This window comes from Streptomyces shaanxiensis (assembly GCF_039537145.1).
Lineage (GTDB): Bacteria > Actinomycetota > Actinomycetes > Streptomycetales > Streptomycetaceae > Streptomyces > Streptomyces shaanxiensis.
Genome location: NZ_BAAAZY010000012.1, coordinates 823,024 through 847,160, shown reverse-complemented (window position 1 = coordinate 847,160; position 24,137 = coordinate 823,024). Strand labels below are relative to the sequence as shown.

The window sequence follows — 24,137 nt, the reverse complement described above, 5'->3', positions numbered from 1 at the left end:
CTTCAGGGGCCGCCTTCCTGCCGTACGTCCGGGGTGGGGGCGTCCGGGGCGTCCCACGCCGGCGTGTACCTCCACAGCAGCCGGCGCCGGAAGCGGCAGCCGGGCAGCAGGCCGCGTGCGGCCCTGCGAGCCTCACCCCAGTGCATGGCCGAGTCCTGGACGGGCATTCCGGCCGGGCCCCTCTTGCCGCCCCGCAGCCATCTGATCAGCAGGCTCGGAGGCACACCGCAGCCACTGATCACCCAGTCCAGGGCGGTCTTGTTGTACGCCATCCCGACGATCACCAGTCGGCCGCCCGGGGCCACCAGCCGCACCAGCGCGCCGACCGCGTCCTAGAACCGCGCGTGGTGCACGACGGCGACCGCGCTGATGAAGTCGTACTTGCCCTCGGGGAGGGTCGCCCCGTCGAGGTGGTCCCCTTCCAGGAACGTGATGTTCCCGCGCGTCTGCGCGCGTGCCTGCCGGATCATCTCCGGTGAGCGGTCCACGCCCGTCACGGACACGGCCTTCGTCGCGAGCTTGCGGGCGAGCAGCCCGTCCCCGCACCCCACGTCCAGCGCCGCGCGGCAGCCGTCCGGGACGGCGGCGAGCACCACGCGGTGGTAGTGGACGTTGTGGTTCCAGTACGGGTCGGGCATGCCCGACCCCTCAGACGCTGCGCGTCGGCAGCGGCTTGCCGTACCAGAGCTCGATCAGGCGGGCCGCGATCGAGATGCCGTACGGCGGCAGGACCTCGCCGGATTCGAAGGCGGCGCGCAGTTCCTCGCGGGAGAACCAGCGGGCCTCGTGGATCTCGTCGCCGTCGACGTCGACCTCGGTGGAGGTGGCCCGGGCCATGAAACCCAGCATGAGGCTGGACGGGAACGGCCAGGGCTGGCTGGCTACGTACTCGACCTGGCCGACGGAGACGCCGACCTCCTCGTGGACCTCGCGGCGCACCGTCTGCTCGATGGACTCGCCGGGCTCGACGAAGCCGGCGAGCGTCGAGAAGCGGCCCTCCGGCCAGTGGACCTGGCGGCCGAGGAGGATGCGGTCGTCCTCGTCGGTGACGGCCATGATCACAGCGGGGTCGGTGCGCGGGTAGTGCTCGGCGCCGCAGGCCGAGCAGCGACGGATGTGGCCGGCCGCGGCGATCACGGTGCGCTCACCGCAGCGGGAGCAGAAGCGGTGGGTGCGCTGCCAGTTCTCCAGGCCGACGGCGTGCACCATCAGGCCCACGTCGCGCGGCGACAGCAGCAGGCCCGCCTCGCGCAGGCCGGCCGCGCGTGCGGACTGGTCGATACGGCCGGGCAGTGCGTCCTTCTGCAGGGCGAAGTAGCTGACGCCGTCCTCGTCGATGCCGAGGAAGTAGCGGTGCGCCTCGGTGAGAGGAGCCTCGAAGGAGGGGGTCATGACGAGTTCGGTGCGCCCGTCAGCCGTTTCGTCGATGAGGACCTGGCCGCCGGAGACCACGAAGCAGCGGGTCGTGGGGTGGCTCCACGCCGCCGCGAGCCAGGCCTCGTCGAGCCGGTGGTGTGCGGCGCGGTCGATGCCGCTCGGGGCGGTGAGCGAGATGGGGCGGTCGGCGGTGTGGTCGGTCCAGGTGGTCACGGGTGCTTCCAACTCCCCCAGTGAAACGGTGTACTTCGGCGGGCGGATCGGCGGGACGTAGGACGGGAGGCGACCGGGTGCGGTAGGGCTCGCCGGTGCGGGGCGGCTTTTTCAGTGTGCCCCGCACGCGGCGCCGCTCCGGACGGCCTCGGTGACTCAGGGCGCATGACGCCAGCTCGCGGCGAGGTCGCCCCACAGGTAGGCGGTGGTCTCGACGCCCTTGAGGAGCAGGGCCAGCTCGACCTTCTCGTTCGGGGCGTGCCAGCCGTCGGAGGGGACGGAGATGCCGAGGAAGAGCACGGGTGCGCCGAGGACGTCCTGAAGGTCGGCCGCGGGTCCCGAGCCGCCCTCGCGCGTGAAGCGGACGGGGCGCTCGAAGGCGCGGCCCATGGCGCGGACGACGGACTGCAGGGCGGGGTGGTCCAGGGGCGTCAGGCACGGGCGCGTGGCCCCGCTGAAGGTGATCTCGCAGCGGATTCCGGCGGGAACCTGCTCGGCCACCCACGCGCGGACGGCCTTCTCGATGTGGTCGGGGTCCTGTCCCGCGACCAGCCGGAAGGAGAGCTTCACCATGGCGGAGGACGGGATGATCGTCTTGCTGCCGGGGCCCTGGTAGCCGCCGCCGATGCCGTTGACCTCGGCGGTGGGGCGGGCCCAGATGCGCTCCAGGGTGGTGTGCCCGGCCTCGCCATGGGTGGCGTACGACTTCGCGGTGCGCAGCCACTGCTGCTCGTCGAAGGGCAGCTCGGCGAAGAGCTCGCGCTCGCGGTCGGTCAGGTCGACGACGCCGTCGTAGAAGCCGGGGATCGCCACGCGCGCGTGCTCGTCGTGCAGGGCGGCGACCAGGCGGGCGGCGGCGGTCGCCGGGTTGGGGACCGCGCCGCCGAAGGAGCCGGAGTGGACGTCCTGGTCGGGGCCGTACAGATGGACCTCGCACTCGGCGAGGCCGCGCATGCCGGTGCACACGGTGGGGGTGTCCTCGGACCACATGCCGGTGTCGGACACGATCACGGCGTCGGCCGCGAGCCGCTCGGCGTGCTCCTCGACGAGCGTGCGGAAGTGCGGCGAGCCGGACTCCTCCTCGCCCTCGATCAGCAGCTTGAGGTTGATGGCCGGGGTGGTGCGGCCGGTGGTGGCGAGGTGGGCGCGGACGCCGAGTGTGTGGAAGAACACCTGGCCCTTGTCGTCGGCCGCCCCGCGCGCGTAGAGGCGTCCTTCGCGGACGACGGGGTCGAAGGGCTCGCTGTCCCAGCCGTCCTCGCGGGCGGCGGGCTGCACGTCATGGTGGCCGTAGACGAGCACCGTGGGCGCCTCGGGGTCGTCGGAGGGCCACTCGGCGAAGACGGCGGGCGCGCCCGGCGTCGGCCAGACCTCGGCGGTCGGGAAGCCGGTCTCCTTGAGCTTGGCGGCGAGCCAGTCGGCGCTGCGGCGTACATCGGGAGCGTGGTCCGGCTGGGCCGACACGGAGGGGATGCGCAGCCACTCGGCGAGCTCGTCGAGGAAGGCGGCGCGGTGCTGCTCGATGTACGTACGGACGGCGCTGTCCGGGGTCTGGCTCATGGTCACGAGCCTATCGGCCCGCACCGACATCCTCAGTGGGCGGTTCCTCACACTCCGCCTCCGCGACCGGCTCCTGAGTCAACAGCCGCTCCAGTGCGGCCCGGTCCGGCAGGTCGGCCGGGCGCACGACCTCGCCGCTGCGGACGTAGAGGAACACAGCGTCGACCGACTCCAGGGGCACGCCCTGCTGCTCGGCCCACGCGAGCCGGTACAGGCCGAGCTGGAGCGGGTCGGCGGTGCGGTTGCGGTTGGTCTTCCAGTCGACGATCTCGTACGTCGCCCCGTCGCCGTCGCCCTCCTTGTAGACGGCGTCGATACGGCCCCGTACGACACGGCCGGCGATCGCGAGCTGGAAGGGGGCCTCGACCCGGTACGGCGTGCGGTGCGCGTACTCGGTGCGCTCGAAGGCGTCCTTGAGGGCTTCCAGGTCGCGTTCGTCGGCGATCTCGGCCTCGCTGCCGGGCAGGTCCTCCGGCTCCAGCATGGGCAGCGTCAGCTCTTCGAAGCGGGCCTCGACCCAGGCGTGGAATCGGGTGCCCTGGCGTGCGGCGGGTTGTGGGGGGCGCGGCATGGGGCGCGCGAGTTCCTGCGCGAATCCGTCCGGGTCGGCGGCCAGGCGCAGCAGCTGGGACGCGGTCAGCGACGCGGGCAGGGGTACGTCCGTGACGCTCGCGCGGGCGCGCAGGAGCTCCCCGGTGAGGGCGTCGAGGTCGCGGTCCCAGGAGGCGATGGTTCGGGCCTCTTCCGGCGTCAGCGGGTTCTGGACCGGGTTCGGCGGGTCCTGTTCCCGGGTTGGCCGGTCGTGTTCCGGGATGAGGGCATCCCGTTCCGGCGGGTGGGGGCGTGCCCTCGGGGGCTCGGCGGAGGATTCCGGAGACGTCGCCTGGTGTGGGACCGAAGGACGGTTCGTGGGGCGGTCCGTGGTCCAGGAGTCCCAGTCGCCGGGGTTCTCTCCGGAGAAGGGGTCCGCCTCCTCGTACTCCTCGTGGAGCGCTTCGTCGTCGTCCGGTGGTGGAGGCCAGTCCGGATCGTCGTAAGTGTCCGGGTCGTGCGTCGCTGCGGGGTGGCCGTCCTCCTGGGAGGTCGTGAGGCTCTCCAGGTGGGCCAGGACGGTCTCCGCGGCCGCGCGGCGTCGGGCCAGGGCGGGCTCGTCGAGAGGCAGGGGCCACACCTGATCGGCGGTCTCCCGGTGCAGGACCGGGTTCTCCTCGTCCTCGGCGGGCTCGTCGGCCCAGGCCTCGATCTCGCCGTGGCCGGCCGCGCAGTGGTCGTACAGGGCCTGCAGGAAGTCGGAGGGTCCGCGGGGCTTCTTCTGGCTTGGGCCCCACCAGTGGCCGGAGCCGAGGAGCAGGGAGCGGGGGCGGGTGAAGGTGACGTAGCCGAGGCGGAGTTCCTCGGTGTGCTGGTGGTCCTTCATGTCCTCCTGGAAGGCCTTCAGACCGCGGGAGTCCCAGGAGGTGACGTCGGGGAGCGTGTCGGCGTCGCCGCGCAGCTCGTGCGGCAGCACCTTGCCCTGGGCGGTCCACTTCTCGCGCCCCTTGGTGCTGGGGAAGGTGCCGGTGACCAGGCCGGGGACGGCAACGACGTCCCACTCCAGGCCCTTGGACTTGTGCGCGGTGAGCACCTTGACGGTGTTCTCGCCGCCGGGGAGGGCGTTGTCGAGGCCCTTCTCGTACTGGGCGGCGGTGCGCAGGAAGGCGAGGAACGCGAGCAGGGTCGCCTCGTTGTCGCCGGCCGCGAACGAGGCGGCGATGTCGAGGAAGTTCGACAGGGTCTCGCGGCGGCGGGCGGCCAGGGCGTGCGGGGACGCCGAGAGCTCTACTTCCAGGCCGGTGACGGCCAGGACGCGGTGCAGGACGTCCATCAGCGGGTCGGACAGGGAGCGGCGCAGGTCGCGCAGTTCGGTGGCCAGGCGGGCGAACCGCACGCGCGCGTCCGGCGAGAAGGGCAGGCCGTCGTCGTCCCTGTCGCCGTCCAGTGGCGTCTCCAGGAACGTGTCGAGTGCGTCCGCGAGCGAGATCACCTCGGCCGGGTCGACGCCCTCGACCGCCTCGGCGAGCCGACGGTCCGGGTCGTCGTCGCCCTCCACGCGCGCGTGGGACACCAGCAGTCGTGCGCGGCGCCCCAGGAGGGCGAGGTCGCGCGGGCCGATGCGCCAGCGCGGGCCGGTCAGCAGGCGGACCAGGGAGGCGTTGGCGCCGGGATCCTGGAGCACCTCGCAGACCGCGACCAGGTCGGCGACCTCGGGCAGATGGAGCAGCCCGGACAGACCGACCACCTCGACGGGGACGTCCCGGGTGACGAGCGCGCCCTGGATCTCGGCGAAGTCGGTCGCCGTACGGCAGAGAACGGCGATCTCGCCCGGTGCCTTCCCGGTGTTCACGAGGTGGGCGATGGAGTCGGCGATCCAGTCCATCTCCTCGGCGTGGGTGGGCAGCAGCGCGCAGCGGACCGTGCCGTCGCGCTCGGCTCCGGGGGCCGGGCGGAGGGCCTCCACGCCCGCGTGCATGGCGCGCAGGGGCTCCGCGAGGCCGTTGGCGAGGTCGAGGAGGCGGCCGCCGCTGCGGCGGTTCTCGCTGAGCGCCTGACGGGCGGCGGGGCGGCCGTCGGCGTGGGCAAAGTGTTCGGGGAAGTCGTCGAGGTTGGCGACGGAGGCGCCGCGCCAGCCGTAGATCGCCTGGCAGGGGTCGCCCACGGCGGTCACGGGGTGGCCGGTGCCGTCCCCGAACAGGCCCGCCAGGAGGACGCGTTGGGCGACGGACGTGTCCTGGTACTCGTCCAGGAGGACCACGCGGAACTCGTCGCGCAGGATGCGGCCCACCTCGGAGATCCGGGCGAGCCGCGCCGAGAGCGCGATCTGGTCGCCGAAGTCGAGGAGGTCGCGCTCGCGCTTGGCGGCCCGGTAGCGGACCACCAGTTCGGCGAGCTCGCGGCGCGCCGCGGCCGTCTCGGGGACCTTGCGCAGATCGGCGTTGCTGAGCCTGGTGCCCTGGAGAGTGAGCAGCAGCTCGGCGTCGTACGCGCGCAGGGCCTCCGGCCGCACCAGGTGCTCGGCGAGTTCCGCGTCGAGGGCGAGGAGATCGCTGACCAGGTCGGCGAACGAGCGGGTGAGGGCCGGATACGGGCCGGGGGCCTCGCGCAGCACGCGCGCGGCGAGCTGGTAGCGGGTGGCGTCGGCGAGCAGCCGGGAGGTCGGTTCGAGGCCGATGCGCAGGCCGTGGTCGGTCAGGAGGCGGCCCGCGAAGGCGTGGTACGTCGAGATCACCGGCTCGCCCGGCGGGTTGTCCGGGTCGATGACGTCGGGGTCGGTGACGCCGGCCTTGACGAGCGCCTTGCGGACGCGCTCGGCGAGTTCACCGGCGGCCTTGTTGGTGAAGGTCAGGCCGAGGACCTGTTCGGGGGCGACCTGTCCGGTACCGACCAGCCACACCACGCGGGCCGCCATCACCGTCGTCTTGCCCGATCCGGCTCCGGCCACGATCACCTGCGGGGCGGGCGGCGCGATGATGCAGGCCGTCTGCTCCGGAGTGAACGGGATACCGAGGAGCTCCTTGAGCTGCTCGGGATCGGTGATACGGGCGGGCACCTCAGAGAGGCTAGCGGCGGGCACTGACAGTGGATGCCGGATCTGCCCTCGGGCCGGGAGAAGCGCAGGTCAGCAGGGGAGGTGCGATCGATCACTCCGGTTGTCACGCGCCCCTTGCCGGCGCTCACCCCCGTTAGCGATCACCCGGTCGGCGACGATGTGTCACTCGACCACATGCCGCCCCTCGGCCCGCGCACTGCACGACGCCCGGAACGCGCAGTGTGTGCAGTGCTGGCCCGCGGTGGGCGCGAACCGTTCGTCGAGGACCTTGCCCGCCGCCGTGGCCAGCAGCTCGCCGACCCACTCCCCCTCGGCGCCTTCAAGGGGCTCCTGCCCCTGCACCTTGGGCAGTGTCTCGCCGCCGTCCCGTTTGGCGGCGCCCTGACGCAGCTGGACGAGTTCGGCACCGCCCGGCTCGGGTCGTACGCCGTCGAAGGCCTCGTCGACGGCGCCCTCGTGGACGGCGAGCTGGTAGACGGCGAGCTGTGGGTGCCGGGCCACCTCGGCCGCGCTGGGGGCCTGCTTGCCGGTCTTGAAGTCGACGACGTAGGCGCGTCCCTCGCCGTCGGTCTCGACGCGGTCCATCTGGCCGCGGATGCGCACCTCGTAGTCGCCCGCTTCGAGGGTGACGTCGAAGTCGTGCTCACTGGCCACCGGTGTACGTCCCGCGCGGTCCATGACGTGCCACTTCAGGAAGCGTTCGAGCGCCACGCGCGCGTGGTCCTTCTCCTGCGCCGACTTCCACGGCGCGTCGAAGGCGAGCGCGTTCCACACGGAGTCGAGGCGCTCCATGAGGACGGCGAGGTCGGCCGGGGTGTGTCCGGAGGCGACCTCGTCGGCGAGGACGTGCACCACGTTGCCGAAGCCCTGGGCGGCGGTGGCGGGCGCGTCCGCCTTCACCTCGCGGCCCAGGAACCATTGCAGGGCACAGGTGTTGGCGAGCTGGTCGAGGGCGCTTCCGGAGAGCACGACGGGCTGGTCGCGGTTGCGCAGCGGCACCTTGGACTCGGTCGGCTCGAACATGCCCCACCAGCGGTAGGGGTGCGCGGACGGGACCAGCGGGCGGCCGTCCTCGTCGGCGAGCGCGGCGAGCCGGGCCAGTCGGCGGGCGGCGGCCTCCCTGAGGGCGTCAGACACGCGCGGGTCGACCGTCGTGGCCCGCAGCTCGGCGACGAGCGCGGCGACGGAGAGCGGGCGGCGCGGGCGGCCCGTCACGTCCCTCGGCTCCACGCCGAGTTCGGTGAGGAAGCGGGAGGGCTGGTCGCCGTCGTCGGCCGGGGCCTTCACCGCCGTGACGACGAGGCGTTCACGCGCGCGTGTGGCCGCGACGTAGAACAGGCGGCGCTCCTCCGCCAGCAGCGCCCCCGGGGTGAGCGGTTCGGCGAGTCCGTCGCGGCCGATGCGGTCGGCCTCCAGGAGGGAGCCGCGGCGGCGCAGGTCCGGCCACAGTCCCTCCTGGACGCCCGCGACGACGACCAGGCGCCACTCGAGGCCCTTGGAGCGGTGCGCGGTCATCAGGCGCACGGCGTCGGGGCGTACGGCACGGCGCGTGAGGGTGTCGGCGGCGATGTCCTCGGCCTCGATCTCCTCCAGGAAGTTCAGGGTGCCCCGGCCGCCGGTGCGCTCCTCCGCGCGGGCCGCCGTCGCGAACAGCGCGCATACGGCGTCCAGGTCGCGGTCGGCGTTGCGGCCGGCCGCGCCGCCGCGACGGGCGGTCCGCTCCAGGCGCGTGGGCCACGGCGTGCCCTCCCACAGGTCCCACAGCGCCTCCTCGGCCGTACCGCCGCCCGCGAGGCGTTCACGGGCCTTGCGGAGCAGCGCGCCGAGGCGCTGGGCGCCACGCGCGTACTTGGGGTCGTGCACCGCCAGCCGCTCCGGCTCGGCCAGCGCCCGCGCGAGCAGCTCGTCCGAGGGCGGCGGCAAGGCGTTGCCGCCGGCCCGCTCCTCGTCGCGCAGGGCCCGCCCGAGGCGGCGCAGGTCGGCGGCGTCCATGCCGGCGAGGGGGGAGGCGAGCAGGGTGAGCGCGGTCTCGGTGTCGAGCCAGGACGGCTCCGGTTCCTCGGCCTCCTCCGGCCCGTCCGGTTCCTCAAGCTCCTCCGGCCCGTCCGATTCCTCAAGCCCCTCCGGCCCCTCCCGCTCCTCCGGCTCCTCCGGCTCCTCGCCAGAAGCCTCCTCCTCGGGACGTACCGAAGCCTCCGCCGCGGCCACCGGAGCCTCCGCCGTTGCCACCGCAGCCTCCGCCATGGCCACCGCCCGCAACGCCGTCAGCAGCGGTGCCACGGCCGGCTCGTGCCGCAGGGGCAGGTCGTCGCCGTCGATGTCCAGCGGCACCCCGGCGGCCGTGAGCGCTCGGCGCACCGTCGGGATCGTGCGCGACCCCGCACGCACCAGGACGGCCATCTCGCCCCAGGGCACACCGTCCTCCAGATGGGCCCTGCGCAGGATGTCGGCGATGTTGTCCAGCTCGGTGCCGGGCGTCGGGTAGGTGAAGACCTCGACGCGGCCGCCTTCCCGGACCGGGGCGAGCTCGCGGTGGGCACGCACCTTCTCCGCCGGGAGCCGGGTCAGCGGCATGCGCTGGGTCAGCAGCCGGGTCGCGGACAGCAGGGCGGCGCCGGAGCGGCGGGAGGTGCGCAGGACCTCGACGGGCGCGGGGCGGCCGTCCGCGTGCGGGAAGATCTGCGGGAATTCCAGGATGCCGTTCACGTCGGCGCCCCGGAACGCGTAGATCGACTGGTCGGGGTCGCCGAAGGCGACCAGGGTGCGGCCTCCGCCGGCGAGGGCGCGCAGCAGCCGTACCTGGGCCGGATCGGTGTCCTGGTACTCGTCGACATACACGGCGTCGTACTGCGCCGCGAGCCGGTGAGCGGTCTCGGGGCGGCGGGCGAGGAGCACCGCGCGGTGGACCAGTTCGGCGTAGTCGAGCACGCCCTGCATGTCGAGCACGTCGAGGTACTCGGCGAGGAAGGCGGCCGCGGCCCGCCAGTCGGGGCGGCCGATGCGGCGGGCGAAGGCGTCCAGGGCGTCGGGGCCGAGGCCCAGCTCGCGGCTGCGGGCGAGGACCGCGCGAACCTCGTCGGCGAAGCCGCGGGTGGTCAGGCAGGCACGCAGCTCGTCCGGCCAGCGCACGTGCGCGAGGCCGAGCCGCTCCAGGTCGGGCTGGCCCGCGAGCAGGCCCCGCACGGTCACGTCCTGCTCCGGGCCGGACAGCAGCCGCAGTGGCTCCGCGAACAGGTCACTGTCCTGGTGGGCCCGGACCAGGGCGTAGCAGAAGGAGTGGAACGTGGTCGCCTGGGGCGCGCGTGCCGCCCCTATGCGCAGTGCCATGCGGTCGCGCAGCTCCACGGCGGCCTTGCGGCTGAAGGTCAGCACCAGGATGCGCTCGGGGTCGCCGCCGCGGGCGATGCGCGCCGCCACGGACTCAACGAGGGTGGTGGTCTTTCCGGTGCCCGGACCTGCGAGAACGAGCAACGGGCCGGCCCCGTGGTCAACCACCGCGCGCTGTGCGGCGTCCAGACGAGGGGGAGCCACTTGCACCGCAGGGGTACGCACCAGCCGGTAAGCGCCACGGCTCCCCTGACGCACCTGGGGGTGCGACAGGCGCCTGGTGGAGGAAGAGGAGCTCACGTGGTTCGCCGGTCCTGGTGGGTGTGCAAGTGGTCACTGCCGGCGCGGAGCGCCGTCGTTGAGGAGTGGTGGTCGGGTGACGGGTGGGCCGCCCCTCGCGCGTGGCGGGCGGTGGCCGCGGGGTGAGGGGGACACGCGCAGTTGACGCTACGCCGAGGGGTGGCGCGGAAGCAGGGCTTCCGATTCATCCCTCGGGGCACTCGTGCCACGTGCGCCCCTCGCCTCACGAACGTACGTCATGCCACGGACGTGCCTTGTTTCCCCCGTACGGATCACAGGTCACACCGAGGACCGTCGGATGGCGGAAGCTGTCAGATGTGACCCTGTGCGCGTTCGCCGCCGTCCCAGCGCGCCCGCTTCATGTCGAGGCGCGGCAGGTGGCCCTCGGCAGCCCTGCTCGCCTCCTTCAGCGGCGTGCCCTCCGCCCGGTAGTGCTCCAGCGCTCTCAGCTCGTGGCCCGGCAGCAGGACCCCGTCCGCGCGGACCACCCGCCACCACGGCACGGCTCCCCCGTAGAGGGCCATCACCCTGCCGACCTGGCGGGGCCCGCCCCCCTCCAGCCACTCCGCGACGTCCCCGTACGTCATGACGCGCCCCGGCGGGATCAGGTCGGCGACCTCGAGGACGCGCTCGGCGTACTCGGGCAGCGCGCCCGGGTGCTCCTCGTGGGCGTTCTCGTACGCCGGGCGGGCGTCGTACGGGAGGCTCTCCTCACTCATCCGCCCCATCCTGCCCCACCCCACCGACAATGTGACGAGTTCGCCACTGTGCGTATCCCTCGCCCCGGGGCGACGCTTCCGGCAGACTGTGCGCCCCCGCATTTGCACCCTGATGCCCCCGTGTGTCGGTGGGGCATGCCACCATCATGCGGGCGGTGACTGGTGATACGAGATCAAGAAGAGACGATGAAGCAGCAGGGTGTGCACCCGGAGGACACGGAGAGCACCTCTGACGCTTCGTCGCGCCCGGGCACCGCGAACGCCGGGACGACGGACAGCGGCGAGAGCGAGGACGGCGCCAAGAAGGACGGCGGCGAGAGCGGCGGCGACACGCAGCACGAGGCGGGAAAGGGCACCGGCCCGAGCGACGCCGACCCCAAGGCCGTCGAGGAGAAGGCCGCGGACGCCCCCGAGGAGACGCACGTCGACGAGGTGGAGGGCGACGAACCGCTGCTCCCCGCGCGCGTGCACCGTCCGTCCGACCTGATGCGGCTCCTGGTGGGTGTACTGGGGATCGTCCTGCTGCTCGCGATCGCCGCGTTCGCGCACGGCACCACCTCGGGTCTCGAGCAGGACATCAACAAGGGCACCGGACAGGCGCCCGACGTGTTCAGCAAGATGGCCGGGCTGGTGTCCAGCATCGCGATCCTCCTGGTGCCGGTCGCCTTCGCGATCGAGCGGCTGATCAAGCGGGACGGGTTGCGCATCGCCGACGGCGTCCTCGCGGCCGTCCTCGCGCACGGTGTGACGCTCGCCACCGACCTGTGGGTCGCGCGGGCCGCCCCGGAGTCCATCCGGGACGCGCTGACCCAGCCCTCGCCCGGTGACGTCGGTTCCCTCACCGACCCGGTGCACGGCTATCTCGCGCCGGTCATCGCGTACATGACGGCCGTCGGCATGTCCCGCAGACCCCGCTGGCGTGCGGTCCTGTGGGCGGTGCTGGTCCTGTACGCCTTCTCCATGCTGGTCACCGGCTACACCACGCCGTTCTCGATCATCCTGACGCTGCTGATCGGCTGGACCGTCGCCTACGGCACGCTGTACGCGGTCGGCTCGCCCAACGTGCGGCCCACCGGACGCACCCTGATGGCAGGCCTGAGGCACGTCGGCTTCCGCCCGGTCAGCGCGGCCCGCGAGGAGGCCTCCGACTCCCAGGAGACCGGCGACCGCGGCCGGCGCTACTTCGTCACCCTCGAGGACGGTCCGCCGCTGGACGTGACGGTGGTCGACCGGGAGCAGCAGGCGCAGGGCTTCTTCTACCGCGCGTGGCGCAATCTGACGCTGCGCGGCTTCGCCACCCGCAGCAGCCTCCAGTCGCTGCGCCAGGCCCTGGAGCAGGAGGCGCTCCTCGCCTACGCGGCCATCGCGGCCGGCGCCAACGCGCCCAAGCTGATCGCCACCTCGGAGCTCGGCCCGGACGCCGTGATGCTCGTCTACGAGCACACCGGCGGCCACACCCTGGACTCGCTGCCGGACGAGGAGATCACCGACGACCTGCTGCGCGGCACCTGGCTCCAGGTCAAGGCGTTGCAGTCCCGGCGCATCGCGCACCGCAGGCTGGTGGGTGACGCGCTTCTGGTGGATCGTTCCGGCAAAGTGATCATCACAGATCTGCGCATCGGCGAGATCGCGGCCAACAATCTGCTGCTGCGGATGGACATCTCGCAGCTGCTGGTGACGCTCGGCCTCCGGGTCGGCGCCGAACGTGCGGTGGCCTCGGCGGTGAGCGTGCTCGGACCCGACGCCGTGGCCGACTGTCTGCCGATGCTGCAGCCCATCGCGCTGAGCCGCTCCACGCGCGCGACGCTGCGCCGACTCGCCCGGGAACGCGCCCAGCGCGAGCGCGAGGCGGTGCTGGAGGCGTCCCGCCACGCCAGGCAAGCCCGCAGCGAGGAGGCCGCGGACGACGCCGGGACCGTACTCGACAAGCCAGACAAGAAGACCGTACGGGCACAGGCGCGGGCCGAGAAGCGGGCCATCGACGAGGCCCTGGACGAAGCGCGCGAGGAGGACCTGCTCACGCAGATCCGCCACGAGGTGCTGCTGATCAGGCCGCAGGCGCCCGTCGAACCGGCCCGCCTGGAGCGGGTGCGGCCGCGCACCCTGATGAGCTTCATCGCCGGCGCCATCGCCGCCTACTTCCTGCTGACGCAGCTCACGCACATCGAGTTCGGCCCGCTGGTCGCCAACGCCCAGTGGGGGTGGGTGGCCGCGGCCGTGCTCTTCTCGGCGTGCAGCTACCTCGCGGCCGCCATGGCGCTTCTGGGGTTCGTGCCCGAGCGGGTGCCGTTCCGGCGGACCGTGGTGGCGCAGGTCGCCGGGTCGTTCGTGAAGATCGTCGCGCCGGCCGCGGTCGGTGGCGTCGCCCTGAACACGCGCTTCCTGCAGCGCGCGGGAGTGCGGCCGGGGCTCGCGGTGGCGAGCGTCGGCGCGTCGCAGCTGTTCGGGCTCGGCTGCCACATCCTGATGCTGCTGGCCTTCGGCTATCTCACCGGGACCGAGAAGACGCCGTCGCTGTCGCCGTCCCGGACCGTCATCGCGGGCCTGCTGACGGTGGCGGTCCTCGTGCTGGTGGTGACCTCGGTGCCGTTCCTGCGGAAATTCGTCGTCACGCGCGTGAGGTCGCTGTTCGCGGGTGTCGTGCCGCGCATGCTCGACGTGCTCCAGCGGCCGCAGAAGCTGGTCACCGGCATCGGCGGCATGCTGCTGCTGACCGCCTGCTTCGTGATGTGCCTGGACGCCTCGATCCGGGCCTTCGGCGGCGAGAGCACCTCGCTCAGCATCGCCAGCGTCGCCGTCGTCTTCCTCGCGGGCAACGCGCTCGGCTCGGCGGCCCCGACCCCGGGCGGCGTGGGCGCCGTGGACGTGACCTTGACCGTCGGTCTGATCGCCGTGGGCCTGCCCAGCGAGGTCGCCGCACCCTCGGTGCTGCTGTTCCGACTGCTGACACTGTGGCTGCCGGTGCTGCCGGGCTGGCTCGCCTTCAACCACCTGACCCGCAAGGGCGCGCTGTAGCGCGAGCGGGCGCCACGGGGAGCCCAGGCGTCCCTGCGGGACACCCAGGCGTCTTGTCGTACGAGGAGCAGGGCGCCGTACGGTGCAAGGGCACGGAAGAGGTGTGGCGCCGCGGTACCTCGGACGGCCCGCGCCCCGAGCGCCCCACCACGGACGACCGCAGGATGGGACCATGGCGAACCCACCCCGGACGCGTGCCGCTGCCCTGGCCGCCACCGCCCTGCTGCTGACCTCCGCGCTGGCCGGCTGCAGCGAGGACGACCCCGGGGACGAGGACCTGACCGCCCAGGAGCTGAGCTGGAAGGACTGCCCTGCTCCCTCCCAGGCGCAGGGCGGCGGGGGCAGCCCCTCGCCGCTGCCGGACGACGGCACCTGGCAGTGCGCCACGATGAAGGCGCCCCGCGACTGGGGCGAACCCAAGGGCGACACGGTCGGCATCGAACTGATCCGGGTGAAGGCAGTCGGCGCCGCGAACCGACGCATCGGCTCGCTGATCTTCAACTTCGGCGGACCCGGCGCCTCGGGCGTCACCACGCTGCCCTCCGCCGCCGACGGCTACGAGAAGCTGCGCACCCGCTACGACCTGGTGAGCTTCGACCCGCGCGGGGTCGGCCGCAGCGAGCCCGTACTGTGCGAGAACGACCAGCAGCTCGACGCCTCCCTCCAACAGGACGGGACGCCGGACGACGCCGCCGAGCGGACCGAGCTGCTGGACGGCACCAAGGAGTTCAACGCGGCGTGCGAGAAGAACTCCAAGGAGATGCTGGCGCATGTGCGCACCACCGACGCGGCGCGTGACCTGGACCTGATGCGCCAGGTCCTCGGCGACGACAAGCTGCACTACTTCGGCATCTCGTACGGCACCGAACTCGGCGGCGTCTACGCCCACTTGTTCCCGAAGAACGTGGGGCGCGCCGTTTTCGACGCAGTCGTCGATCCGACGAAGAACCCCGAGCAGAACTCGCTCGCGCAGGCCGGGGGTTTTCAGCTCGCGCTGGACAACTTCGCCGAGGACTGCACCTCCAAGGCCGAGGGCTGCCCGATCGGCGACACCCCACAGGCCGTCAAGGACCGCATCGCCAAGCTGCTGAAGGATCTCGACAGCAAACCGATCCAAGGCATCTTCCCGCGCGAGCTGACCCAGACCGCCGCGACCTCCGGCATCCTGGCAGCTCTGTACTCGAAGGACTTCTGGGAGTACCTCACCCAGGGCCTGGTGCAGGCGTACGACGGGGACGGCAGCACGCTGATGCTGCTGGCCGACTCGAACAACGGACGCCGTGAGAACGGCGAGTACAGCAATCTCATCCCGGCCAATGTGTCGATCAACTGCGCCGACCAGAAGCCCCGCTACACAGCCGGGTACGTGGAGCGGAGGCTGCCCGCGTTCCGGGCCGCCTCGAACCTCTTCGGCGACTACATGGCCTGGTCCATGGTCGGTTGCACCGACTGGTCCGTGGCGGGCGCCGCCGACCATCCCGACGTCAGCGCGCCCGGTTCGGCGCCGATCCTCGTCGTGGGCAACACGGGCGATCCGGCCACGCCGTACGAGGGCGCGCGAAGCATGGTCCAGGCGCTGGGCAAGGGGGTGGGCGTCGAGTTGACGTACAAGGGCCAGGGACACGGGGCGTACAACAGCAAGAACAAGTGCGTGCAGGACGCGGTGAACGGTTACCTGCTGGACGGGAAGGTGCCGACGGCAGGGAGCGTCTGCTCCTGAGACGGAGCTCGCATCCTGCAAAGTCGCAGGTCAAAGAGTTATCCACAGGCCGCAACGGCCCTTTCGTGATCCGCCTACTATGGCCTGACCGCCATCCGTGGCACGGTGCGGACGGCCTGCGAGGGGGGAAGTGACATGGCGCGTTTTGTACGGTGGACGGCCCTGACGGCCGCCGCCGCGCTGCTGGTGACGGGCTGCAGCGGCGGCTCTTCCGACAGCGGCGAGGCCGACGGGAAAACGAGCGGGTCGGGTTCACCGGCCACGTCCGCCGACTCGGCGACCCCGCTGCCCTCCTCGCTGACCTCACAGAAACTCGACTGGGGGCGCTGCAAGGCCACCGGGGACTCCCCCGCGCCGGGAGACGAGTGGCAGTGCGCGACGCTCAAGACCCCGCTGGACTGGGCGGAACCGGAAGGCAGGACGATCGACCTCGCGTTGATCCGGGCCAAGGCCACCGGCGACGACCGCATCGGCTCGCTCCTGTTCAACTTCGGCGGCCCCGGCAGCTCAGGGGTTTCCACCCTGCCGTGGTACGCCACCAACGCGTCCGACCTGGGCGAGCGGTACGACCTGGTGAGCTGGGACCCACGCGGGGTGGGCGCGAGCGAAGGCGTCCGCTGCCGCAGCGACAAGGAGATCGAGGCCTCCGAGTCCGTCGACATCACGCCGGACACCCCCGCCGAGGAGACCGCGTACTTCCGGGACGCCGCCGCCTTCGGCCAGGGCTGCCAGAAGTCCGCGGGCAGGCTGATGGCGCATGTGTCGACCACCGACACCGCCCGCGACATGGACCTGATGCGCCAGGTCCTCGGCGACAGGAAGACGCACTACTTCGGCATCTCCTACGGCACCGAACTCGGCGGCGTCTATGCCCACTTGTTCCCGAAGAACGTGGGGCGCCTGATCCTGGACGCGGTCGCCGACCCGAGCGCCGACTCGGAGGGGCACGCCGAGAACCAGGCCCGGGGCTTCCAGCGCGCGCTCGACAACTACCTCAAGTCCACCGGCCAGGACGCCGAAGCGGGCACGCAGAAGATCGTGGACCTGCTGAAGCGGATCGACGCGAACCCGATGCCGACGTCCTCCGGGCGGAAGCTCACGGAGACACTCGCGCTCATCGGCCTCATCAGGCCGCTGTACAGCGAGGCGAGCTGGCCGACTCTGACGAGCGCCCTGGCGGCGGCCGAACGGGAGGACGGCTCGGGACTCCTGTCGCTCGCCGACGACTACAACGACCGCGACGCCTCGGGGAACTACGCCACGGGGACCCACTCCCAACGGGTCATATCGTGCCTGGACGACAAGCAGCGGCCGACGGTCGAGGAGATGAAGAAGCTGCTGCCGAGGTTCGAGAAGGTCTCACCGGTGTTCGGCCCCATGCTGGGCTGGGACACGGCCGGCTGGTGCCACGACTGGCCGGTGGCCGGTCAGTACGACACCCCGGAGGTGAGCGCGCCGGGTGCGGCACCGATCCTGCTGGTCGGCAACACCGGCGACCCGGCGACGCCCTACGAGGGCACCCGGAGGATGGCGGACGAACTGGGCAAGGGTGTCGGCGTGATGATCACGTGGAAGGGCGAGGGCCACTCCGCTTACGGGAAGGGCAGCGACTGCGTCGACTCCACGGTGAACGCGTATCTGCTGCAGGGGACGGTCCCGAAGGACGGCAAGGTCTGCTCATGACGACGGCGGGGGCCTCGGGCACCCGTGGTGCGCGAAGCCCCCGCCGTCGGAGCGAGGCCCGCCCGTCTACCGGCGAGGCTGTCCGCTCAGTAGATCGGCTTGTGCGGCTCGATCTGGTTGACCCACCCGATCACGCCGCCGCCCACGTGCACGGCGTCGGAGAAGCCCGCGGACTTCAGGACCGCGAGGACCTCCGCACTGCGGACACCCGTCTTGCAGTGCAAGACGATCTTCTTGTCCTGCGGGAGACCCTCCAGGGCGGTGCCCATGAGGAACTCGTTCTTCGGGATCAGCTTGGCGCCGGGGATCGAGACGATCTCGTACTCGTTGATCTCGCGGACGTCGATGATCTCGATGTTCTCGCCGTCGTCGATCCACTCCTTGAGCTGCTTGGGAGTGATCGTGGAGCCGGCGGCCGCCTCCTGGGCCTCCTCGGAGACGACGCCGCAGAAGGCCTCGTAGTCGATGAGCTCCGTGACGGTCGGGTTCTCGCCGCAGACCGCGCAGTCGGGGTCCTTACGGACCTTGACCTGGCGGTACTGCATCTCCAGGGCGTCGTAGATCATCAGGCGGCCGACCAGCGGCTCACCGGTGCCGGTGAGGACCTTGATGGCCTCGGTGACCTGGATGGAGCCGATGGACGCGCACAGCACGCCCAGGACGCCGCCCTCGGCACAGGAGGGGACCATGCCCGGCGGCGGGGGCTCGGGGTAGAGGCAGCGGTAGCAGGGGCCGTGCTCGGACCAGAAGACCGAGGCCTGGCCGTCGAAGCGGTAGATCGAGCCCCAGACGTACGGCTTGTTGAGCAGCACGCAGGCGTCGTTGACCAGGTAGCGGGTCGCGAAGTTGTCCGTGCCGTCGACGATCAGGTCGTACTGGCTGAAGATGTCCATCACGTTGTCGGCCTCGAGCCGCTCCTCGTGAAGGATCACGTTCACGTACGGGTTGATGCCGAGGACGGAGTCGCGCGCGGACTCGGCCTTGGAGCGGCCGATGTCGGCCTGGCTGTGGATGATCTGGCGCTGCAGGTTCGACTCGTCGACCTCGTCGAACTCCACGATGCCGAGCGTGCCGACGCCCGCGGCGGCGAGGTACATCAGCGCCGGCGAGCCCAGGCCACCGGCGCCCACGGCCAGCACCTTGGCGTTCTTCAGCCGCTTCTGCCCGTCCATCCCCACGTCGGGGATGATCAGGTGGCGGGAGTACCTGCGAACCTCGTCTACGGTGAGCTCGGGGGCGGGCTCGACCAGGGGTGGCAGCGACACGGGGACTCCGTTGGTCGGTCGATCACTACAATTGTTCTCCCCGTAACACTGCCATGGGCTTTTTCATTCCGAGACACCTGTTCCGATCCGCGAGACGATTTCGTCCCAGTAGCCGGGCATGGTCTCCCAGGGGTCGGTGCAGCCGCGGTCCGTGCGGTCGGTGAACCAGAGGGTCGCGGCGCCCTGCCAGCGGGCGATGCGCAGTGCTTCGTCGAGGTGGCCGAGGGGCACACCGTGCACGAAGTGGCAGAAGCGGTCGGGTGGGTAGTCGGCCGTCCACTCCGCCACCTGCGACCAGCGGTAGTCGCTCCACGAACCCTGGAAAGTGACCAGCTGGTCGGCGCACTCGGCGTAGCCGGGGTGCGGGTGGGTGCCATGGCCGAGGACGATGTGGGCCTTGTCACGCAGTGCGCGGAGCGAGGTGGCCGCGCGGCGGATCTCGGGCAGCGCGGCGCCGTCGGTCGGGCAACGGTCCAGGAGGAAGCCGTCGACCCGGTACCAGTCGAGGTACCGGTGTGCCTCGGAGATCACCTCCCCGAAGGCACGCGCGCCGGAGGCCGTGCCGATATGCGCCGTGCCGAGGCGGGCCGTGCCGAGATGGCCGAGCACGCGGACGCCCGCGGCGCGGAGCCGTTCCACGGCCTGCAGGCAGTGCGGATCGGGGCGGGCGCCGGGGCCGTCGGCGACGTTCAGGGCGACCCAGTGCACCGGGGTGCCGGGACGGGTGAGTTCGCCCCACTCGGTGGGGGCGAGAAGGGGGTGTGCGTAGCCGGGGATACCGAGGCCGGTGCGGAGGTCTGTGCTCGATGTGGTCGGTGGGGTCGGTGTGGTGCCGGTCAGATACGGCATGCCGCCTCCATCCAGATGTCACCCAGGGACTCTTCGAGGTTGATGCGGGGGCGCCAGCCGAGCCGGTCGCGCGCGGTTCGCACGTCGGCCTGCTGCCAGCTGCCGCAGCCGTCCGGGTACGGGTACGCGGCCGGGCTCGCGTGTCCCGGATGGGCCGCGTGCCCCCCATGGGACATGTGGTCCGAGTCGGCGCGGGGGTGGCCGATGGTGGGCCGCAACGGGCCGGGCGGGCCGTCGAGTTCGTGGAGGGCGCCGCCGTATCCGGCCACGCGGGCGAGGACAGCGGCGGCGTCACGGAGGCGGACGGCGCGGCCGGATCCGATGTTGATGACGCCCTGCGCCGCGGAGAGCGAGGCGGCGTGGACGGCACGGGCCACGTCGCGGACGTCGATGAAGTCGCGCTGGGCGCCGAGGCCGGTGAGTTTGAGCTCGCCGTCTCCGGACTGCATGGCGCGGCGCATGGCCTCGGCCAGGCGCCCGAGAGGGGAGCCGGCGGGAGTGCCGGGGCCCGCGGGCGAGAACACCCTCAGGACCACGGCGTCGAGGCCGGAGCCCAGGACCAGTTCGGTGGCGGCGAGTTTGCTGACGCCGTACGGGCCGCCGGGGCGGGGGACGGCATCCTCGGCCGTGGATGAGCCTGGCTGGCTCGGGCCGTACTCGGCGCCGCAGCCGATCTGGACGAGACGGGCACCGCAGCCGCTGCGGCGCAGTGCCTCGCAGACGGTGGCGACGGCGACGGTGTTGTGGCGGGTGAGTTCACGGGCGCCGCCTCGGGTGGCGCCGGCGCAGTTGATGACGACACCGGGGTGAACCGCGTCGAGGAAGCGGGTGAGGGCGCCTGGGCTGCCCGACGCGAGGTCGAAGCGGACATCGGCGTCGTCGCCGCGGCCCAGCGCGGTGAGTTGGACGGCGGGGTCGGCGAGGAGACGGTCGGCCACGAAGCGGCCGAGGTAGCCGTTGGCTCCGATCAGCAGGACTCTCATCGCGCGGCTCCCGTTGCCGAGGGGTGGTCGGGTCGGGAGGTGATCATTTGGGGGTCTCCTTCAAAGGCTTCAGGGAGAGGAACTTCAGGAAAAAAGGGCTCAGGAAGACGGCTTCAGCGGGTGTGCGGGCGCGTATGCCTGCGGTGGCGGCCCGTGCCGCCGAACGCAGGTGCGCGCGGCGCCTGACGGCACGTAGGGGGTCGCGGCCCGGTGGCGCTTGCTGTCGCGTCACCACGGCTGGTCCTGCGTCGCGTGTGCCGACGCCCTCGTGAGGGTGCGGGTGGCGTGGAGCAGCAGGGTCAACGCGCCCGCGCCGCAGGCGATGGTGGGGATGGCTGCCGGGCCCCAGGTGTCGATCAGGGCCTGTACGGGGGTTGCCAGCCAGGCGCAGCCGGGGAGGCGGGCTGCGAAGAGGGTGGCCACGGCCGTTGCCTCGGCCGAGGCGGTGGCCGTGAGGACGAGTGCGGGGGCGTGCGTGAAGCCGTGGGTGGTGAGGAGGCGTGCGAGGAGCAGGAGGGCGCCCAGGGTGAGGGTCTGGGGGTAGGCGGCCGGCTCGTCCAGGGCGGTGGTGGTCAGGGTCAGCAGGGCCGTCAGGGCGCCGAGGTGGAGGGCGAAAGTGCCCAGGAGCAAGGGCTTTACGGAGGTGGCGAACTCGTGCAGGCCTCGGCTGGCCGACAGTTTGCGGCGGGCCCGTACGGCGAGAAGGTGGGCGCACCAGGCTGCCGGGGCGCAGGAGAGGGCGAGGGCCAGGACGGGGGCGGTGGTGAAGGGCCAGGGACCGTCGGCGGTACCGGTGGGGAGGGTGTCGGGGCCTCCGGTGGCGGCCGCACGGAGGAGTCCGTCGCCGAGGAGGGCGTAGGCGATGAGCCAGGAGGTGCGGGTGGCGGTCGGGTTCGTGCGTTCCGTCGCGGCGAGCGGGCCTCGGGCCAGGGCCGCGCGCAGGGCGAGGGCCACGGCGAGTGCTCCTACCGCGGCCGCGATCAGGCGGGACTGGCCGTGCGTGAGGTGCAGGGCGGTCACGGCCGCCGCGCAGACGGCTCCGGGGAGGAGGGTGAGGAGAAGCCAGTCTGCGCGGGCGCGAGGAGTGGTCAGGGGCGGGGCGCCGGCCGGGGTCTCCGCGTCTCGGGGCACACGGGCGTACATCTCCTCCGCCAGGGAGAAGACGTCCCGGTGCAGGAAGCGTGCGGCGGTGCGATCGGTGACGCCGTGGGCTTCCAGGCCGGCGGCGATCTCCAGGGGGTCCACCGCGCGTTCGCACAGGTCGCGGTGGCGGTGCATCAGCGCCTTCACGGGGTCGCCGCCGGTACGGCGAGCGGAGGCCGGTCGAGAACCGGCGGCGGTTGGCTCCTTGGCTGTGGTGGAGGTCTTGCCGGCTCCGGCGGCGGTCGGCTCTTCGGCGGTGCTGAATGACCCGTCGGCTCCGGCGACGGATTGAGCCTCGCCAGCACTGAAAGACCTGCCGACTTCAGCGGCAGATTGAGCCCCGGCAGCACTCAAAGACCCGCCGACTCCAGCGGCAGATTGAGCCTCGGCAGCACTGAAAGACCCGCCAGCTCCGGCGGCAGATCGCTCCTCCGCAGTGCCGAAAAACCTGTCGGCTCCGGCGGCCGACTCCTTGGCCGCAGCGAAGGACTCCTCGACTCCGGCGGCGCCAGCGGACCCACCGGCTCCGTGCTCGCGTGTGTGCGGCTGTGCCGCGAGCCACTCGCCCGACCGTTCGTCCCATGCTCCGGGGCTGGTCGGGGCCCCTGCGCGGTCCAGTCCTCCGAGGCCGCTCATCGTGCTCCCTCCGGCGCGGGCAGCGCGGTGGCGCGTACGGGGGCTGCCGTCGGACGGGACGGGCCGCCGCGGGCCACCAGGCGGGCGGTGCGCTCGGTCCAGCGGCCGGGGAGGTGGGCCTCGGCGGGGACGGCGAAGGGCAGGGGTTCTCCGGCCTCGTCGAGGACGACTCGGCGGACCGGTGTGCGCGAGACGATCTCCAGGTAAATGCCGTGAAATGCCGCGACGTTCTGCTCGACGGTGAACAGTTCGAGCGCACGCGCGCGTGCCGCCGCGCCCAGGCGCTCACGGCGCTCCGGGTCCCGCAACAGCGCCACGCAGGCCTCCGCGAGCGCTCGCGGGTTGCGCGGCGGTACGACGAGACCGGTGCCGCCGATGACCTCCACCACCGCGCCGACGTCCGTGGAGACCGTCACCCGACCGCAGAGCATGGCCTCGACGAGGCCGATCGGGAAGCCCTCGACGACGCTGGACAGGACGGTGACGGCGCCCGAGGCGTAGGCATCGGCAAGGGTGGGGACCTCCGGGCCGCCGATCTCCTCGAACGAGACGGGGTTGTCGCCGGCCGTGTGCGGGCCCTCCGCCTCGTCGGGGAAGAGCTGCGCGGCCAGCGCCTTGCAGTGGCCGAGGTAGGCGGCGCCCTCGGGACCCGAGGGGCCGGCCGGGGTGCCGACGATGCGCAGGCGGGTCTTCGGCTCCTCCTTGCGGACCTCCGCGAAGGCGTGCAGCAGCGACACCAGGTCCTTGGCGGGTTCGACCCGGCCGACCCAGACGAGCGTGTCCGGGTCCGCGCACTCCGGGCCCTCGCCGACCTCCGCGAAGCGGGCGGAGTCCATGCCGGGGTAGACCGTGCGGAGCTTCTCGCGGTCGGCGCCGCAGCGCTCCTGCCAGCGGCGGGCGTGGGAGTTGCCGGGAGTGATGAGGGTGGCCCGGGCGTAGGTCTCGGCAGCGAGCCTGCCGTGGAAGGCGGCGAGCAGGGCGCGGACGGCGGGCGGGGACTCGGTGGCGGCCAGGTAGTGCGTGCGCAGCCGGACGCCGTACTCGGTCAGCAGCAGCGGTACGTCGCAGAAGTGGTGGGCGAGCAGGCCGGGCAGGGCCGCGGTGCCACCGGACGCGGCGTGGCACAGATCGACCGAGCCCAGGCCGTCGTCCTCGTACCAGTCGAGCGAGAGGGGGCGCAGGGCGCGTTCCAGGTACGCGGCGACGGCGAGGAGATCGGGCACGCGCGCCTCGCGCGCCGCACTCTGCGCGCCGGGAGCTCGACAGGCGCGCTCCAGGGCGCGCACGGCGGCTTCGGAGCGGAGCGCTCCCACCAGTCCGCCCTCGTCGCGGGCGAGTTCGGCGAGCCCGTACAGCGCGTTGCCGAAACGGTCCGCCTCAGTGGCCGACGCGCCCTCGGGAACCCCGGGACCTTCCATGGCACCACCCGCGCAGAGCACGGCCACCAACTCGCCGTAGGACTCGGCGAACCGCCGGCGCGCACGCCGCCCGTATACCACCCCGTCGTCCTCGGCCATCCACAAAGGCGCCGTACGCACCCTGCTGACCTGCGGTGGAAGCGGGACCCAGCCCTCGGCCTCCTGGCGCTCGCTGCGGCTGAGCGCGTAGATGTCGAACTCGTGCTGTCCGAGCCCGCGCACGAGCCGGTCGCACCAGAGCCTGGCGTCACCGCTCACATACGGATAGCCACCCTCCGCAATCAGTCCGATGCGCACGAGCACACCCCGATCTCCCATAAGGGGAGCCGCCGTTCCCCCGGCG

At 72.3% G+C, this 24,137-nt stretch carries 15 protein-coding genes; 3 read left to right on the top strand and 12 right to left on the bottom strand.

The features are described 5' to 3' along the window. Positions 1-2 precede the first annotated feature (2 nt). The 7 genes from ABD932_RS26825 to ABD932_RS26795 form a co-directional block, all read right to left on the bottom strand. On the bottom strand, positions 3-314 hold the full coding sequence (locus tag ABD932_RS26825; RefSeq protein WP_345016074.1) for a hypothetical protein: 312 nt from the start codon (positions 312-314) through the stop codon (positions 3-5). A gap of 18 nt (positions 315-332) precedes the next feature. Next, positions 333-638 carry a class I SAM-dependent methyltransferase gene (locus tag ABD932_RS26820; protein ID WP_345016072.1) on the bottom strand — a complete coding sequence of 102 codons (306 nt, stop codon included), beginning with the start codon at positions 636-638 and terminating at the stop codon, positions 333-335. Between the two features lie 10 nt (positions 639-648). Beyond that, complete coding sequence (gene nudC / locus ABD932_RS26815; RefSeq protein WP_345016070.1) at positions 649-1,590, bottom strand: NAD(+) diphosphatase; 942 nt, start codon at positions 1,588-1,590, stop codon at positions 649-651. A gap of 156 nt (positions 1,591-1,746) precedes the next feature. Next, entirely contained in the window at positions 1,747-3,150 is a 1,404-nt protein-coding gene (locus tag ABD932_RS26810) for a dipeptidase (protein ID WP_345016068.1), read from the bottom strand. A gap of 10 nt (positions 3,151-3,160) precedes the next feature. After that, a complete protein-coding gene (locus ABD932_RS26805; protein ID WP_345016066.1) occupies positions 3,161-6,736 on the bottom strand; it encodes an ATP-dependent helicase in 3,576 nt (1,191 codons plus the stop codon). A gap of 162 nt (positions 6,737-6,898) precedes the next feature. Continuing rightward, positions 6,899-10,363, bottom strand: coding sequence for an ATP-dependent helicase (locus ABD932_RS26800; RefSeq protein ID WP_345016064.1), 3,465 nt, complete (start codon positions 10,361-10,363; stop codon positions 6,899-6,901). Between the two features lie 311 nt (positions 10,364-10,674). Continuing rightward, positions 10,675-11,082: an MGMT family protein gene (locus ABD932_RS26795; protein ID WP_345016062.1), complete on the bottom strand. Its 408-nt coding sequence runs from the start codon at positions 11,080-11,082 to the stop codon at positions 10,675-10,677. 186 nt (positions 11,083-11,268) lie between these two features. On the opposite strand from ABD932_RS26795, the gene ABD932_RS26790 reads away from it, so the two are divergent. The 3 genes from ABD932_RS26790 (at position 11,269) to ABD932_RS26780 (ending at position 17,500) form a co-directional block, all read left to right on the top strand. Beyond that, complete coding sequence (locus tag ABD932_RS26790; RefSeq protein WP_345016061.1) at positions 11,269-14,097, top strand: lysylphosphatidylglycerol synthase domain-containing protein; 2,829 nt, start codon at positions 11,269-11,271, stop codon at positions 14,095-14,097. A 172-nt stretch (positions 14,098-14,269) separates the two neighbouring features. Continuing rightward, the gene (locus ABD932_RS26785; RefSeq protein WP_345016060.1) at positions 14,270-15,817 is read left to right on the top strand and encodes an alpha/beta hydrolase; all 1,548 of its coding nucleotides are present in this window, start codon (positions 14,270-14,272) and stop codon (positions 15,815-15,817) included. Between the two features lie 135 nt (positions 15,818-15,952). Next, positions 15,953-17,500 carry an alpha/beta hydrolase gene (locus ABD932_RS26780; RefSeq protein ID WP_345016059.1) on the top strand — a complete coding sequence of 516 codons (1,548 nt, stop codon included), beginning with the start codon at positions 15,953-15,955 and terminating at the stop codon, positions 17,498-17,500. An 86-nt stretch (positions 17,501-17,586) separates the two neighbouring features. Here the strand turns inward: ABD932_RS26780 and moeZ are convergent, their stop codons facing one another. The 5 genes from moeZ to ABD932_RS26755 all read right to left on the bottom strand — a co-directional run bounded on the left by moeZ (position 17,587) and on the right by ABD932_RS26755 (position 24,091). Further along, entirely contained in the window at positions 17,587-18,765 is a 1,179-nt protein-coding gene (gene moeZ, locus ABD932_RS26775; RefSeq protein WP_345016058.1) for an adenylyltransferase/sulfurtransferase MoeZ, read from the bottom strand. Between the two features lie 63 nt (positions 18,766-18,828). Next, positions 18,829-19,614, bottom strand: coding sequence for a spherulation-specific family 4 protein (locus tag ABD932_RS26770; protein ID WP_345016057.1), 786 nt, complete (start codon positions 19,612-19,614; stop codon positions 18,829-18,831). Further along, positions 19,602-20,597: an NAD-dependent epimerase/dehydratase family protein gene (locus tag ABD932_RS26765; RefSeq protein ID WP_345016056.1), complete on the bottom strand. Its 996-nt coding sequence runs from the start codon at positions 20,595-20,597 to the stop codon at positions 19,602-19,604. Before ABD932_RS26765 ends, ABD932_RS26770 begins: the two co-directional genes overlap by 13 nt. A 228-nt stretch (positions 20,598-20,825) precedes the next feature. After that, positions 20,826-21,875: a hypothetical protein gene (locus ABD932_RS26760; protein WP_425587516.1), complete on the bottom strand. Its 1,050-nt coding sequence runs from the start codon at positions 21,873-21,875 to the stop codon at positions 20,826-20,828. A 497-nt stretch (positions 21,876-22,372) separates the two neighbouring features. Then, a complete protein-coding gene (locus ABD932_RS26755) occupies positions 22,373-24,091 on the bottom strand; it encodes a DUF3492 domain-containing protein (protein WP_345016054.1) in 1,719 nt (572 codons plus the stop codon). Positions 24,092-24,137 lie beyond the last annotated feature (46 nt).

Excerpts from the sequence above, each read along its gene's own strand:
- ABD932_RS26820 (WP_345016072.1), bottom strand. The coding sequence starts at position 638 with ATGCCCGACCCGTACTGGAACCACAACGTCCACTACCACCGCGTGGTG.
- ABD932_RS26810 (WP_345016068.1), bottom strand. The coding sequence starts at position 3,150 with ATGAGCCAGACCCCGGACAGCGCCGTCCGTACGTACATCGAGCAGCAC.
- ABD932_RS26795 (WP_345016062.1), bottom strand. The coding sequence starts at position 11,082 with ATGAGTGAGGAGAGCCTCCCGTACGACGCCCGCCCGGCGTACGAGAAC.
- ABD932_RS26790 (WP_345016061.1), top strand. The coding sequence starts at position 11,269 with ATGAAGCAGCAGGGTGTGCACCCGGAGGACACGGAGAGCACCTCTGAC.
- ABD932_RS26785 (WP_345016060.1), top strand. The coding sequence starts at position 14,270 with ATGGCGAACCCACCCCGGACGCGTGCCGCTGCCCTGGCCGCCACCGCC.
- ABD932_RS26780 (WP_345016059.1), top strand. The coding sequence starts at position 15,953 with ATGGCGCGTTTTGTACGGTGGACGGCCCTGACGGCCGCCGCCGCGCTG.
- ABD932_RS26770 (WP_345016057.1), bottom strand. The coding sequence starts at position 19,614 with ATGCCGTATCTGACCGGCACCACACCGACCCCACCGACCACATCGAGC.
- ABD932_RS26765 (WP_345016056.1), bottom strand. The coding sequence starts at position 20,597 with ATGAGAGTCCTGCTGATCGGAGCCAACGGCTACCTCGGCCGCTTCGTG.
- ABD932_RS26760 (WP_425587516.1), bottom strand. The coding sequence starts at position 21,875 with ATGCACCGCCACCGCGACCTGTGCGAACGCGCGGTGGACCCCCTGGAG.